At 54.4% G+C, this 16,032-nt stretch carries 9 protein-coding genes and 1 tRNA gene; 8 read left to right on the top strand and 2 right to left on the bottom strand.

Translation table 11 applies throughout. The features are described from left to right. The first annotated feature begins 172 nt into the window (after positions 1–172). From ACTVJH_RS00005 to ACTVJH_RS00035, 7 genes are all read left to right on the top strand, one after another. Complete coding sequence (locus ACTVJH_RS00005; RefSeq protein ID WP_455986181.1) at positions 173–793, top strand: XTP/dITP diphosphatase; 621 nt, start codon at positions 173–175, stop codon at positions 791–793. 50 nt (positions 794–843) lie between these two features. Continuing rightward, a complete protein-coding gene (glmS, locus tag ACTVJH_RS00010; RefSeq protein ID WP_455986183.1) occupies positions 844–2,667 on the top strand; it encodes a glutamine--fructose-6-phosphate transaminase (isomerizing) in 1,824 nt (607 codons plus the stop codon). 186 nt (positions 2,668–2,853) lie between these two features. Then, a complete protein-coding gene (locus ACTVJH_RS00015) occupies positions 2,854–4,965 on the top strand; it encodes an N-6 DNA methylase (protein WP_455986185.1) in 2,112 nt (703 codons plus the stop codon). Beyond that, positions 4,962–6,092: a restriction endonuclease subunit S gene (locus tag ACTVJH_RS00020; protein ID WP_455986187.1), complete on the top strand. Its 1,131-nt coding sequence runs from the start codon at positions 4,962–4,964 to the stop codon at positions 6,090–6,092. The genes ACTVJH_RS00015 and ACTVJH_RS00020 overlap by 4 nt, the downstream gene beginning before the upstream one ends. A 50-nt stretch (positions 6,093–6,142) precedes the next feature. Beyond that, the gene (locus tag ACTVJH_RS00025; RefSeq protein WP_455986189.1) at positions 6,143–6,883 is read left to right on the top strand and encodes a hypothetical protein; all 741 of its coding nucleotides are present in this window, start codon (positions 6,143–6,145) and stop codon (positions 6,881–6,883) included. Then, a complete protein-coding gene (locus ACTVJH_RS00030; protein WP_455986191.1) occupies positions 6,880–10,152 on the top strand; it encodes a DEAD/DEAH box helicase in 3,273 nt (1,090 codons plus the stop codon). Before ACTVJH_RS00025 ends, ACTVJH_RS00030 begins: the two co-directional genes overlap by 4 nt. Before the next feature lie 521 nt (positions 10,153–10,673). Next, positions 10,674–13,928, top strand: coding sequence for a type I restriction endonuclease subunit R (locus ACTVJH_RS00035; protein WP_455986193.1), 3,255 nt, complete (start codon positions 10,674–10,676; stop codon positions 13,926–13,928). Positions 13,929–14,118: 190 nt separating this feature from the next. On the opposite strand, the gene ACTVJH_RS00040 is transcribed toward ACTVJH_RS00035, so the two are convergent. After that, complete coding sequence (locus tag ACTVJH_RS00040; RefSeq protein WP_455986195.1) at positions 14,119–14,589, bottom strand: tRNA (cytidine(34)-2'-O)-methyltransferase; 471 nt, start codon at positions 14,587–14,589, stop codon at positions 14,119–14,121. 141 nt (positions 14,590–14,730) lie between these two features. Continuing rightward, positions 14,731–14,806: transfer RNA gene (locus ACTVJH_RS00045), tRNA-Val, on the bottom strand. A gap of 100 nt (positions 14,807–14,906) precedes the next feature. Between ACTVJH_RS00045 and rfbB the strand changes: the two genes are divergently transcribed. Continuing rightward, the gene (rfbB, locus tag ACTVJH_RS00050) at positions 14,907–15,929 is read left to right on the top strand and encodes a dTDP-glucose 4,6-dehydratase (protein ID WP_455986197.1); all 1,023 of its coding nucleotides are present in this window, start codon (positions 14,907–14,909) and stop codon (positions 15,927–15,929) included. The last annotated feature ends 103 nt before the right edge of the window (positions 15,930–16,032 follow it).

Here is a 16,032-nt window from a genome sequence, read left to right on the forward strand (position 1 = left end):
GCTTACTGCCGAATTTCAAGCTATCTCCAGACAATGGCAAATCAGGGCCTCAATCCCCTTGTCGCCATCCAGCTGGCCTTGGAAGGCAAAATTCCAGGACTCAAAGATGGTGGGGGTGAGTAGTTACTAAAATAGTAAATCATCATATCAGCGAACAAAGAAGGATCGACCAATGAGCATAATTGTACTCGCCACAGGCAATGCCGGGAAGATTGCCGAATTTAGTGCCATGCTTCAGGAGATCATGCCCGATCTCACGGTGCGCGGGCTCAGGGATTTTCCAGACATCGGAGAGATCGAGGAAACCGGAACCACCTTTGAGGAAAATTCACGGATTAAGGCGGAAACCGTGGCCCGGCTGACCGGTCATGTCGCGGTTGCCGACGATTCCGGACTGGAGGTCGATGCCTTGGATGGCCGGCCCGGTGTTCATTCGGCCCGGTATTCCGGTCCCGGGGCCACGGACGAGCGCAATTATCGCAAGCTTCTCGAGGCATTAAAGGATGTTCCCCAGGAAAAACGGACCGCCCGGTTCGTATGCGTGATCACCGCCTTTGCCCCCACCGGGGAGTCCTTGGTCACCCGGGGAGCCTGGGAAGGAAGGATCGCCACAGCGCCCAGAGGGGATAACGGGTTTGGCTATGATCCGATCTTTTTCGACCCTGCGGCAGACATGACCTCGGCCCAGATGGATCAGGCCATGAAAAACAGTCGCAGCCATCGGGGCAAGGCCCTGCAATCTCTGCTTGAACAATGGCCCCTTTTTTGGAACAAGGTTGCCATGTCTGATTGAAGAAAATTGTACGCAATGTCATTTAGGGGATAAACCAAGGAGCGTTACATATGTGCGGAATTATTGGATATGCGGGGCATAGACCGGCCCTGCCCATTATTTTGGAAGGGCTCAAGAGTCTTGAATACCGGGGCTATGATTCAGCGGGCATCGCCTACATGCGCAAGGACAGGATTAATGTGGTCCGCTCCGAGGGCAAACTGAGTGTTCTGGAAAAAAAGCTCGAACGAATCAATGCCCTCTCAGCCACCTATGGAATCGGTCATACCCGCTGGGCCACCCATGGACTGCCCACGGAAAAGAACGCCCATCCGCACATCGACGAACAGGGACGTCTGGCCCTGGTGCATAACGGGATCATTGAAAACTACCAGGAACTTAAGGACGAGCTGGTCAAGGAGGGGCACAAATTCTGGTCGGATACGGATACCGAGGTCCTGGCCTATCTGATCTCCAAGGGCGCCCGGCTCAAGGATTCCATCCCCGAGGCCATCTCCTGGGCATTGAAACAGGTGGACGGCTCCTATGCCTTTGCCCTGATCGATCTGCAGAATCCCGGCAAGATCTGGGCGGCCCGCAACGCCAGTCCCCTGCTGCTCGGGGTGGGAGCGGGCGAGAATTTCGTGGCCTCGGATATCCCGGCCTTTCTCCCCTATACCCGGGAGGTCATCTTCATCGAGGACAATCAGATGGTGGAGATGGATGCCAATTCCTGGAAGCTCTTTGATGTGGAGACCCTGGCCCCGTTGAGCAAGAAAAACCAGCACATTGCCTGGGATCTGCAGGCGGCCCAGAAGTCAGGCTACAAGCATTTCATGCTCAAGGAGATTTTTGAGCAGCCCCAGGTCATTCGTGACTGTCTTTCAGGCCGGGTGGATGAGCGCAAACAGGTTCTCGACATCCCCGAGCTCAGGAGCATGGATGTGCCCAAACGGTTGAGCATCGTTGCCTGCGGAACCTCCTATCATGCCGGATTGTGGGCCAAGTATATCATCGAGGCCTGGGCCAAGATCCCGGTTTCCGTGGAGATCGCCTCGGAGTTTCGCTACAGGAGCCTGGTTCTGGACAAGGAGGATCTGGTTCTGGCCATCAGCCAGTCCGGGGAGACCGCCGACACCCTGGCCGGGATGCGTATCGCCCGGGAAAAGGGTGTGCCCGTTCTCGGACTCTGCAATGTGGTCGGATCATCTGTTGCCAGAGATGCGGACGCGGTCATCTACACCCAGGCCGGTCCGGAGATCAGTGTGGCCTCGACCAAGGCCATGTGCAGCCAGCTGGTGCTTCTGACCCTGCTCGCCTATTACTGGGGGGACAAGAAAGGGGTTCTGCGTCAGGAAACCAGGGACAAGATTCTACCGGGGCTGCTCGGTCTGCCCAAGCAGCTCAAGGAAGAGCTGCCCATGCTCCGGAAAAAGGCCAAGAAACTGGCTAGGGAATACGCCTGGGCCAGGAGTTTTTTCTACCTGGGGCGGGGAATCAACTTTCCCCTGGCCCTTGAGGGGGCCCTGAAGCTCAAGGAGATTTCCTATATCCATGCCGAAGGGTATGCCTCGGGTGAGATGAAGCACGGGCCCATCGCCCTGATCGATCCGGATTTTCCAACCTTTGCCCTGGCCCTGGACGATTTTCTCCTGCCCAAGGTCAAGTCCAACCTCAAGGAGGTCCAGGCCCGAGGCGGCAAGATCATCGCCCTGACCCACAAGGGGGCCAACATCCAGGAAGACGACACCTGGGTCATTCCCCGGGTCAGTGAACCGCTGAGCAGTTTCTTTGTCCTTCCGGCCCTGCAGCTCTTTGCCTATGAAATGGCCGTCTATCTGGGCAAAGACGTGGACCAGCCCAGAAATCTGGCCAAGAGCGTTACCGTGGAATAGGGGCAAAAAGGGGCGCAAGAGATGGCCTTGCGGGTGAGCAATGCACGTTGTATTCTTACCCGGTAATCGTGAAGTACATCCCGGTTTATGTCACAATGCCCGTTCTCTCTTGCTTTCAGGGCTTGAGAAACGGGCATTGTCACGTTGATCAGTGGAGCAATAATTTTGTGGAGAAATCGAAAAACCATGGGGCAATTAGAACAGATAGAGGCAATCGAGAAGAGACTTTGGACCGCCGCCGATACCATGCGGGCCAATTCGAACTATGCCAGCAATGAATATTTTCTGCCCGTTATGGGCCTTATTTTTCTGCGTCACGCCTACAGCCGGTTTCTGACGGTGCAGGACGACATAAAGGCCGGGCTCCCCACCCGTGGTGGAAAAACCCGGCCGCTGACCAAGGAGGATTTTTCCCGAAAAAGCGCCATTTTCCTGCAGCCCGCTGCCCAATTCGACACCCTTGTGGCCCTGGCCGACAGCGATGACCGGGCCAAGGCCATTATTCAGGCCATGGAATCCATCGAGTCCGATTACGAAAGCCTGCGCGGGGTCCTGCCCAAAAGCGAATATCAGGAACTGGACAACGATGTTCTCGGGCAACTCCTGCGAACCCTGGACCCGGATGAGCTCAAGCGCATGTCCGGTGATGTCTTTGGTCGCATCTACGAGTATTTTCTGACCCAGTTTGCCGACAAGAAGGCTCACGATGGGGGCGAATTTTTCACGCCCGTTTCCCTGGTCTCCCTCATTGCCAACATTCTGGAACCGAACCACGGCACCGTGCTGGACCCGGCATGCGGATCCGGCGGCATGTTTGTCCAGAGCGCACGGGTTGTGGAGCGACATCATCAGAATCCCAGTGAAAAACTGACCTTCCGGGGGCTGGAAAAAAACGCCACCACCATCAGGCTGGCCAAGATGAATCTGGCGGTGCACGGCCTGGAGGGAGATATCCAGCAGGCCATCACCTATTACGAAGATCCTCATGAGCTGGCCGGCAAGGCCGAATATGTCATGGCCAACCCGCCCTTCAATGTGGATGAAATCGACGCGGACAAAGTCAAGAACGATCCCCGCCTGCCATTCGGCCTGCCGGGTGTGAACAAAAAGGGCAAGGTCTCCAACGGCAACTATATATGGATCAGCTATTTCTACAGTTATCTGAATGAGGCCGGACGCGCCGGGTTTGTCATGTCCTCCCAGGCGTCCAGTGCGGGCCGGGATGAAGCCAAGGTCCGCCAAAAGCTGGTGGAGACAGGCGATGTGGAGGCCATGGTCGCCATCCGGTCGAATTTTTTCTATACCCGGACGGTCCCTTGCGAGCTGTGGTTTTTGAACCGCAGCAAACCCGAAGAGCTCAGGGACAAGGTGCTCATGATCGATGCGCGCAACGTCTACCGCAAGGTGACGCGCAAGATCTATGATTTCAGCCCGGAGCAGGAGCAAAATATCCTGGCCATTGTCTGGCTGCATCGGGGGGAAACCCAAAAATATCTCGATCTCGTGGCCGGGTATTGCCGCCGTACAGTCAAGGAGGCCACCGCGTGCCTGAGCATGCTGGATGACAATGGGGAAAATATCCAGCCCCTGCAAGGCTTTGTCTTCGCTCAAAACACACTGCTCAGTGCCATGGGAGCTTTTTTAGAAACCCAGCAAGGGAACAACGATTGTCAGGAAGCCTTCACCAAATTCGAAAACGCGTTTACAGCCCTCACCCAGGAAATGCTTCCGTTTATGGAAACCATCCTGACCGAATGCCAGGTATGGAGTTCTCAGGACACAACCAACGGCGAACTGAAAAAAGCCGTGGACCGTCTTGCCCCTCTGGCAGAAACCAGCCGCAACCAGGCCCGGCAGATCGACCAGGTGTACAAACAGGCGTGCCATCTCATTGATACCTGCGAGGACCAGCAGGCCCGCAAAAGCGATCTTTGGTCGCCCCGAGAGATCACCAGAGCCCGCAAGGCACTTGATGAAGCCAGGCAACTGGGCGTGAAACAACTCAAACAGGTTCGCTACTTCCACCGCCAGGCCCGCTGGCTGACAGAACGCTTCCCCGAAGCCCGGCTGCGGGATGTGGAAGGGCTGGTCAAGCTGGTGGATAGAGAGGAGATTAAAGCCAACGACTGGAGCCTGACCCCGGGACGCTATGTGGGTGTTGCCCCGGAAGAGGTGGATGAGGATTTCGATTTTGAAGAGGCGCTGCGGGGGATTCACGTGGAGTTGGAGGAGTTGAATGCGGAAGCGGTGGAGCTTGCGGGGACGATTAAGAGGAATTTTGAGGAGTTGGGGGTATGAGTTGGGAAAAAATCAAACTTGGAGAATTGATCACTCTAAAAAGAGGATACGATCTACCTGCTGCAAAAAGGCAAGCGGGAGAAGTTCCGATTGTGTCTTCATCAGGAAAATCCGGTTTTCATAACGTTGCAAAGGTCTCCGGTCCGGGAGTTGTCACCGGGCGTTATGGAACTCTGGGTAAAATCTTTTTTATCAAAGAGGCGTTTTGGCCCCTGAATACGTCTTTGTATGTTCAAGATTTTAAGGGGAATAATCCGAGATTTATTGCTTATTTTCTAAAGAGTGTCTTGTCAGGGACCACAAGTGATAAAGCAGCTGTGCCTGGAGTAAACCGGAACGATTTACATGCCAGGGAAGTTAAAACAACCCGAGATGTTGTTTTGCAGCAGTTGATTGTTTCTGTCCTTTCCGCCTACGACGACCTCATCGAAAACAACCGCCGCCGCATTCAGTTACTTGAAGAATCGGCGCGACTGCTCTACAGGGAGTGGTTCGTGCGGCTTCGCTTTCCCGGCCATGAGCATGTCAAGGTTGTGGATGGCGTGCCGGAGGGGTGGGAGAAGGGGACAATAGGTGATTTGGGAAAAGTAATCACAGGAAAAACGCCCAGCAAAAAAAAAGCTGAAAATTACGGCAATGATTTACCATTCATTAAAACGCCGGACATGCACGGCAATGCTCTTGTAGTTCATACAAGCGAGTCGCTTTCCGAAGTAGGCGCAAAGACCCAGAGCAACAAGACTCTTCCTCCCCGGTCGATTCTCGTTTCTTGCATCGGTACAGTCGGGGCGGTGGCTTTTAACGCTTCACCTGCCCAGACAAATCAGCAGATTAACAGCATCGTTCCGGTTAACGAATTTGTTACATACTGGGCCTACTTTATGGCTAAAGATTTGAAACCTTTGCTTGAAGGAATGGGGGGTGGTGCGACCATGGCAAATGTTAACAAGTCAAAATTTTCTGGTATCGAAATCACTATTCCAGCTCGGCTGGCACTTGAGAATTTTTCCGATTTCGCCAAACCCGTTTTCGATCAAATTGAGAACTTGGCGACTCATAATCTGCAACTCGCAAAAGCCCGTGACATCCTCCTCCCCCGACTCATGAACGGCGAGGTTTCCCTATGATTCCCGTTGGATCTCAATGCTATAGCCACGGAAACCCTCCGAGTACCGGAATGGGCCGATCGTGGAACTCAAAAGAACTCGAGGCGGCAATCAGTGGCCCGGTCTCAGCACTGGTCTTTGATGACCAGGGTAAAGCAGACATTGAAGAGTTGCTGGCTGGTGTTGTGGAAACCGATTTCGAGCAGGAGCAGCTTTCCAGAGCATTGGCCGGCCCGGATAGAATAGAAGGATGGCGGGTTGGAGAAGCCATTGCAGAGGCTTATCTGACGGAACACAGGAGGTGCCTGTTTCCCTGGCCCGATGGCCGGGACGAACGGAAAAACGGTTCGAGTCTGCCGGGGGCCGACCTTGTGGGGATTCAGCAGAACGAACTCGGCGACCGTTTTGTCTTTGGAGAAATCAAGACTTCCGCAGAAGCGAAATACCCACCAGGAGCTCTTTACGGTCGGACCGGTTTGAAACAGCAACTCGAAGACCTGCGGGACAAGGTTGGTATCCGAAACACCCTGTTTACCTACCTTGGCCTCCGCGCCAACAATGCCCCGTGGGCGGAACGATTCAGAGCTGCCGGCAAACGATATCTCAGTAATACCTCGGATATTCAACTTTTTGGTGTGCTTGTGCGCGATGTCGAACCTCACGTAGACGATGTACGCGTTCGGGTTGAAAAACTTGGAAACGATTGTCCGCAAGGCACACACATAGAAATGCTCGCTCTGTATTTGCCGATTGGAGCAATAGCCGGTCTGGCTGCGCAGACTCTGGCAGTGCGAACAGGAGGTGGCGCATGACCGTTACCACCGAGGCTCTCCAGGATCTTCAGTCTCATTGGGCACTCAGTGCGATCCCCCAAGAGGAACGAGCCCATGTCGCTAATCTGATCAACGAGCGACTGGCTCGCAAAGCGGTTGGCCGACAGATTGATTTTACTTTTACAGAAAAGGAATCTGACGAAGATCTTCTGAACCGCGTCGCTTTGGCCTATGAAATGGCCGCTGTCGAGGGGTTGGATGCCTTGAGTCGTCCCGATGGCGGCGACAATGAGCTTCGCAAACAGACTACGGCAGCTTCACACCAGGTTTTTGATATTCGTCGCCTGACGATGGTTCCGGAAGACAGGGAGCAGCGAATCTTTCATGTGCTGCAACTCGCCGCCTTTGCCTATTGCGGTGACCGATGGTCGGATCTACGACGTTGGTTCATGGAAAATAGATCTGCTGTTGCAGTACCTTCTGTGGCGGATGCGCCATGGGATCGGCGGCTTCTTTACCGATTGTTTGAATGCTGGATTCGCCTGTTCCGAAAGGATGGGTGGGACGACCTCGATCGCATCCGGGAGATCATTGCAGGATTGCGTGAGAGCCAGAGAGCGCATGAAAAAGCATGTCTGGACAATGGTTCTGTGAGGGAGGACAGAGCAGTCGCACTACGATTGATCGCCCTGTATCATTGGGCCAAAGCGACTGAAATTCTTGCTGAGTACATGCTACAGGGACAGTCTCGTACAATTTTCGGAGATCTTGACAAACATTTTGAATCCGCCATCAAGGCAGCCACGGCATCGGGCGATGCCGGACATGAGGTCATCCTGCGCTGGCTTCATGCCGCCGGTCGGATCATGGTCACGAATTCTCTGTGGTGGGGCACACGGACCGTCAACTCCCGCGTTTCAGCCTTTGTCAGAACACTGACCAAACGCGAACATCAGGCGATGTTCGAACTTCTGCCGCCACAACGCGCCGCCTTGCTTGAACAGGGACTTCTGGATCAGGCCAAAACCGCCATTGTCGTTGATATGCCGACATCCGGCGGTAAGACATTGCTGGCACAGTTTCGGATTCTTCAGGCTCTCAATCAGTTTGATGCAGACGACGGCTGGGTTGCATATGTCGCACCCACCAGAGCGTTGACCTCTCAGATCACACGACGGTTGCGCCGCGACTTCGAACCTATCGGGCTAAGGGTTGAACAGCTCAGCGGAGCCATAGAAGTCGATACCTTCGAAGAAGAACTTCTTATCGATCAGGAAAAACCGTTTGATGTCCTGGTTGCAACGCCGGAAAAGCTTTCTCTCGTCATCCGCAATAAAAATGTATCACGGCCCCTTGCTCTTGTAGTTATGGACGAAGCACACAATCTCGAAACGGAATCCAGAGGACTTCGAATCGAGTTCCTTCTTGCCACTATCAAGCGTGATTGTCCCCAGGCCAATTTCCTGCTGCTGATGCCCTATGTGGAAAGCAGCGAGACAATAGCCCGCTGGCTTGCACAGGACGTCAACGCCGGAAAGGCGATCAGTTTCAGCACGACCGCATGGAAGCCCAATGAACGTATCGCAGGACTTTATCGCGCGATACCGGATGACAGTGAACGTGCCGGTTGGCACCTCGAGTACGAAACCCTGACTGTCACAGAGAGGGCCATGAAGCTCCGGGGTTCCCATCGTGCCGGCCCTTGCAGACCGATTGATGTACCAAAAAGCAAGGTTCTGTCCTGTGGTCGGCAGATAGGATTCGGGTTGCAGACGGCGGCTATGGCCGCTGTCATGTCCGTCCGGGGGACCAGTATTGCTGTCGCCAACAATATCAATACTGTATGGACCATGGCCCGCCATGCACAAGCAAGTGTTGCCAAATTTGGTGACGTACCGGACGACGTGCATCTTGTTCAGAACTTTCTCAGGAGCGAGTTCAGTCCGGGATTCGAGCTGATCGCCATGCTCGACCATGGGATTGGTGTGCATCATGCGGGCTTGTCCGATGAAGTCCGAACGCTCATGGAGTGGCTCGCGGAATCGGGGCATTTGCGCGTTTTGTGTGCGACATCGACCATTTCTCAGGGGATCAACTTTCCTGTATCGTCAATATTCCTGGCCTCACGTTTTGTCCCGCAAGGACGGCAGTCGGTCGAAATGTCTCCTCGGGAATTCTGGAACCTCGCAGGACGAGCCGGCCGTATCGGCCACGACAGCGTTGGCGTTGTCGGCCTTGCAGAGGGGAAGGATAGAAACGGGGTAATCGATTTTGTGCGCCGCAATACGGGTGCTCTTGCCTCTCGTTTGGTTACCCTTCTGGATGATTTGGCCGAACGAGGTCAGCTCAACAACCTCGATGGGGTTCTTTGGCAGGATCAATGGGAAGATTTTCGTTGTTATGTTGCCCATCTCTGGGCGGAAAAAAAGAATCTTGATGTGGTATTGGCCGAATCCGAGCAACTTCTCCGACAGACCTATGGTTACACGACCTTGCGCAATGATCCTGCTCAACGAGACAAGGCGGAAGCATTGCTGAGTGCCACGAAAAATTATGCCCGCAAATTGGCCGATATGCCGGGGACCGCAGAACTGGCCGACTTGACCGGCTTTTCGCCAGAAGGGGTGGGAAAAGCGATGAGCGGCATGCGGAAACTCGAAGAGCAATTAAAGCCCGATGACTGGACACCGGAAAGCCTGTTTGGCGATGCGGGGCGGATGAGCGAGCTTTTCGGGGTCATGTTAAAGGTACCACAACTCAAACAGCAGCTTGCAGATATTGGTGGGGAAGGGTTTGACCACTCCCACTTATCCAAGCTCACCCGCGATTGGGTGAATGGTGTTCGGCTTGAAGACATTGCGAAGGCGTATTTTTCAGACGGTGAGAGTTCTTCCGTAACCAGGGCGTTAACGGATGCATGCAAGGCTATCTATCGCGCCGTTGTCAACAATGGTACCTGGGGAATATCGGCTTTGAGCCGTGTCTCGGGGATGAATTTTGAAGACATGACCGCTGCCGAGCGCCGCCGAATAAACGCTTTGCCCGCTATGATCTACCATGGGGTCCGAACAGAAGACGCGGTGCTGATGAGAATGAACTCCGTTCCTCGAAGCGTGGCCGAAGAACTCGGCTCCTTCTATCGTGATGCTTTGGACGATGATGACAAACGATATTCTGTGGGGAAAGCACGTACTTTTCTGAAAAACATGTCCAACGGTGATTGGGATTGCGTAAAGCCAGAACAGACACCTTTGAACGGGGCTGGATACAAGAAAGTATGGGAGATTCTCGCCGGGGAAGGAGACTGAAATGACGTCGTCAGTTCGTCTACGTTTTCACACACACACGCGTTTGTTGTCGATTCCCGGTTCAGTATTCGGCAATGAAGAAGCAAGTGGGAGACCCACGCTCCAGGTATTTTTCCCGTATGCTGCAACCACGGTTTCGTTTGAAAACTCCTCGTTTCAAACAGCTCCTGGTTGAGGATTCTATTTTAACAAATCATGGTGAGTTTTAGGCTGTTTTTAAATAGATTGAAGGATAAGAAATAAAAACTTATTAATCTTAATGAGTTATATTTAACAAAATCGCTCGAGTTTTCCTCGTTTTTCAATAAAAACAGTCAAAATGAGGTAACTCACGATCTCCCTCCCCGGCGAGCAGCAGGGAAAACGACGACTGAATTCGAGATCTGAGATGTGTTGGTGCTTGCCATGTAGAGACAAGGCATGCTTTGTCTCTACGAAAGGCCGTGGTTAACGTATTGGCCTATCGTCTTACCGAATCGGGAAAAAAATTGCTCAAATAAAGCACCCAAGGACCGCTCGCCATGCCCCCTTCCCCTTACACCGAAGATACCCTGGTTCAACAAACCACGGCCGACTATCTGCACGATCGGCTTGGGTGGGAGTCGGTCTATGCCTTCAATACGGAGACCTTTGGTCCGGAAGGAACCCTGGGGCGGAGGTCCGACAAGGACGTCGTGCTCACGCGGTATCTGCGGCAGGCATTGGAGAGGCTGAATCCGAGGCTGCCCGATGCTGCCTATGACGATGCCGTGCGGCAGATCGTGACCACACCGGCCGGGCAGTCCATGCTGGTCATCAACAAGGGCATGTACCGGCTTCTGACGAACGGTGTGCAGGTGACATTCCGCAATGATGACGGTGAACGGGTTCGGGAACGGTTGCGGGTCTTTGATTTTTCCGAGGAGTCCGACAACCATTTTTTGTGTGTTCGGGAGCTTTGGATCAGGGGCGATCTGTACCGGCGACGGGCCGATATCGTGGGGTTTGTCAACGGCATTCCCCTTGTTTTCATGGAGCTCAAAAACGTCAACAGGGACATCCGCACTGCCTTTGAACAGAATTTCAAAGACTACAAGGACACGGTTCCCCATCTTTTCCACCACAATGCCATGGTCATCCTGGCCAATGGCGTGGATGCGAAGATCGGGTCTATATCAAGCAAATTCGAGCACTTCAGCGACTGGAAACGTCTTGAGGAAGATGCGTCCGGAGCCGTGGACATGGAGACCCTGCTCAAGGGGGTCTGTGACAGGCACAATCTTCTGGACCTGTTTGAAAATTTCATTCTCTTTGATGACTGTGCAGGCGAAACCCGCAAGATTCTGGCCCGCAATCATCAATTCCTCGGGGTGAACCGGGCCGTTCAGGCGGTGAGGAATCGCGCAGACCGGCAGGGAAAACTGGGGGTGTTCTGGCACACCCAGGGGGCCGGCAAGAGCTATTCCATTGTCTTTTTCACCCGCAAGGTTTACCGGAAGCTGGGCGGCAATTTCACCTTTCTGGTGCTTACGGACAGGGAGGATCTGGATACGCAGCTCTACAAGACCTTTGCCGGATGCGGTGTGGTGGACAATGACCGGGACCCCTGTCGGGCAGCCAGTGGGGAACATTTGAGCTGCCTTCTGGCCGAACACAAGGCCTATGTCTTTTCCCTGATTCAGAAATTCAACCAGGACGTTGACCCGGATGTGCCGTACACCCGCAGGGACGACATCATCGTCATCACCGACGAGGCCCATCGGACCCAATACGGCACACTGGCCCTGAACATGCGCAATGCCCTGCCCGGTGCCGCCTACATCGGTTTTACCGGCACGCCCCTTTTCAACGACGACGAAATAACCCGTCGGGTGTTCGGGGAATATGTTTCCACCTATGATTTTCAGCGGGCCGTGGAAGACAAGGCCACGGTCCCCCTGTATTATGACCCGCGGGGAGACTCGCTTGGGGTGGCCGTGGGTGATCTGAACGACCGCATCGCAGAAAAACTGGATGATCTGGATCTGGACGATATCGATCTTGCCCAGCGGTTGGAAAAAGATCTCAAACGCGATTACCATGTGATCACCGCCGGCAAACGGCTGGATCAGATAGCCCGGGATTTTGTGGACCATTATTCCCGGGGCTGGGAATCGGGCAAAGCCATGCTGGTATGCATCGACAAGATCACCTGCGTGCGCATGTATCGCCTGATTGAATTCTATTGGGACCGCCATATCCACACACTGGAATCGGAACTCGGGTCTGCCCGGGACGAGCAGGAAGAAGCATACAGCAGGCGACAGATCGAATGGATGCGTCAGACCAGGATGGCCGTGGTCATCAGCGAAGAACAGGGAGAGGTTGAAAAGTTTGCCCAGTGGGATCTGGACATCACCCCCCACCGGCGTCTGATCAAGAACGGGATCGATCTGCCCGAATCCCTGCGTCACATACCGAGATTCAGAAATCTGCAACGCATGGGGCTGGAAGAAGCCTTCAAGGAAGAAGAACACCCCTTCCGCATCGCCATTGTCTGCGCCATGTGGCTGACGGGATTCGATGTCCCTTCTCTGTCCACCCTCTATCTGGACAAACCCCTCAAAGCCCATACCCTGATGCAGGCCATTGCCCGGGCCAACCGGATCAATGCAGGCAAGAACAACGGGCTCATCGTGGATTATTGCGGGATACTCAAGAATCTGCGCAAGGCCCTGGCCACCTTTGCCGGACAGGGGGACGCCGGGCATGCAGGGGGGATCGGTGAGACGGAACCCGCACGCCCTGACGAGGAACTGCTTGCGGAATTGGCCGAGGCCATTGGGCTGATCAGGGATTTTCTTGTCAAAAACGAAGCATCCCTGGACGATATCATTACCGCTACCGGGTTCGAACGTAACGGTGCCATCCTGGCAGCCAAGGAAGCCGCCAATGAAAACGACCGGACCAGAAAACGGTTCGAGATCATGTGCCGGGAGGTGTTCAAGAAATTCAAGGCGTGTATCAATGTCCAGGGAATCAATGCACACCGGGCCGATTACGAGGCCATACGCGTGGTGTACAAAAGTCTGCAACAGGATCGGGACCTGGCCGATATATCCCATATCATCAGGCAGCTCCACCTGGTGGTTGATGAGGCCATTGCGACCAAACCCGTTGATGCCGCAGCCGAGGAACACAGGTTGTTCGATATCAGCAAAATTGATTTTGACCGGCTGCGCAAGGAGTTCGAAGGCAGCCGGGCCAAACGGACCACGGTGCAGAGCCTGAAGACGGTCATTGAAAACAGGCTGAAACGACTGCTGGAGCAAAACCCGTTGCGAACCAATTTCCAGAGACATTTCGAGGACATCGTTGCCGCGTACAACCGGGAGAAGGACCGGGCCACCATTGAAAAAACCTTTGAGGCCCTGCTTGCTTTCTACGCAAAAGAACTCACCGATGAAGAGCGCCGGGCCGCTCGCGAGGGGCTGGACGAAGAATCTCTGGCCGTGTTCGATCTGCTGAAAAAAACCGATCTTTCCCCACGGGACATCAAGAGAATCAAGAAGGTGGCCGTTGATCTGCTCACAACCCTCAAAAAGGAAAAGCTGCGCATCGACCATTGGCGGGACAAGGAGGCCACACGAGACGCAGTGCGCGTCCAGATCACGGATTTTCTCTGGGCCGATGCCACCGGGCTTCCGGTGAACGCCTATGACGATGCCGAAGTCTCCCAAAAGGCCATGGACGTTTACAGCCATGTTTTTCGCGCCTACCCCGATCTTCCTTCGCCGTTTTTTGGTGCTTCAGTATAAAACGGTTTGTAACTATTCAGCACGACAATTCGGGATAAGGCAGCGTCTTTTTTCCTGGGAACGCCGAGCGTCTGCTCGGCCTTGCAGGCCATGGAGATGGAGTATCGTTATACTCCTATCCGGGCGTGCCATCTGCCCCTGTTTTCTGCTGGTTCGCAGACACAGTGCCGAGCAGACGCTCGGCGTTCCTTCAGGGGGCGGGTTCGTGGCGGTCGAGCTCTCCGGTCTGGCGGAGGGCTTCGTAGAGAAGGACTGATGCGCAATTGGCCAGGTTGATGGATCGCACCTGACCCCAGATGGGGATGCGTACCAGGTGGTCGGCCGAGGCGAGGATGTTTTCGGGAAGGCCTCGGGTTTCAGGGCCGAGGACAATGATGTCTTCGGTGTGGAAGGCAAACCTGTGATGGGATTGTCCCTTGCGGGCACTGGTCATTATCAGGCGGGCCGCAGGGGGCAGGGACGTCGTGAACGCGTCCCAGTTTTTCCATGTCCGGACGTCCACGTGGGGCCAGTAATCGAGGCCCGCCCGTTTGAGATATTTGTCCTCCAGGCTGAAGCCCAGGGGTTCGATGAGATTGAGGCGCGTGGTCACGGCGGCGCAGAGTCGGGCAATGGTTCCGGTATTGGGCGGGATTTCCGGTTCGTACAGGGCTATCTGCATGGGGGGTTGCTCTTTGAGGTCAAACTTTATATCCACCGCAGTGGACGTGAGAACGTATGTCCGCGTGTTGTTCGAACAGGCTCGATCGCTTTTTGGTACAAAAAAAGGCCCTGGCGAAAACCAGGGCCCTGATTGGAAAGATGGTGGGCGGTCGGAGATTTGAACTCCGGACTTCCACCGTGTGAAGATGGCACTCTCACCGCTGAGTTAACCGCCCGAACAAGCGATTTTTCTAGAAAAAAAGATTCTTCAAGGCAAGCTCTTTTTTCTGAAAGCTCAAATCATTTACCCTGCGGCATCATCAACAAGGAAGATTCATGAACATTCTCGTTACCGGCGGCTGTGGATTCATTGGCTCCAATTTCATTCACTACCTCTTTGAAACCAAGGATGATGTGCATATCGTCAACCTGGACAATCTGACCTATGCTGGTAACCGCAAGAATCTCTCGTCCATCGAGAGGGAGTACGGCGGCGGCCGGTATATCTTTGTTCATGGCGATATCAACGATGTCGAGCTGGTTACGGGAATGATGCGCGTCCATGAAATCGACGCAGTGGTCAATTTTGCGGCCGAGTCCCATGTGGATCGGTCCATCAACAATCCCTCGCCCTTTATCACCACGAATATCAACGGCACCCAGACCCTGCTCGAAGCGGCCCGGCAGCTCGAGATCCCCCGATTTGTCCAGATATCCACGGACGAGGTGTACGGCTCCCTTGGTGCTGAAGGTCTTTTTTCCGAGACCACACCCCTGGCCCCGAACAGCCCCTATTCCGCGTCCAAGGCCTCGGCCGATCTCCTGGCCCGGGCCTATTACAAGACCTATGACATGCCCGTGGTCATCACCCGGTGCTCCAACAACTACGGGCCGTATCAGTTTCCGGAAAAACTGATCCCACTGATCTTCACCAACGCCATGCAGGACGAGTCCATCCCCGTGTACGGAAACGGGCTCAATGTCCGCGACTGGATCTATGTACGTGATCACTGCAAGGGCGTGGCCATGGCCCTTGAAAACGGCCGGCCCGGCCAGGTCTATAATTTCGGCGGCAACGCCGAGATGACCAATATCGATATCGTGAAGACCATTCTCAAGGAACTGGGCAGGCCCGAATCCCTGATCACCTATGTCACCGACCGTCCGGGCCATGACAAACGCTATGCCATGGATTTCTCCCTGGCCACCAGAGAACTCGGCTGGACCCCGGAGCATGATTTCGCCTCCGGGATCAAGGAGACCCTTGCCTGGTACAGAAAAAACGGTCGATGGCTCAAGGACGTCCAGTCCGGCGAATACAGGGCCTTCATGAACCAGTGGTACGGGGAAAGAAAATAGAAGGAAGTGCGCAGGAGGCAGTGCGCAGTGCGCAGAAAAAACTTGGCATCTCCAGCGCCCCCTCCGTCCAATGGGTCTACTCCCTTATCCCTTAACACTTAAC

The sequence above is a fragment of the Desulfoplanes sp. PS50 genome, from assembly GCF_053851535.1.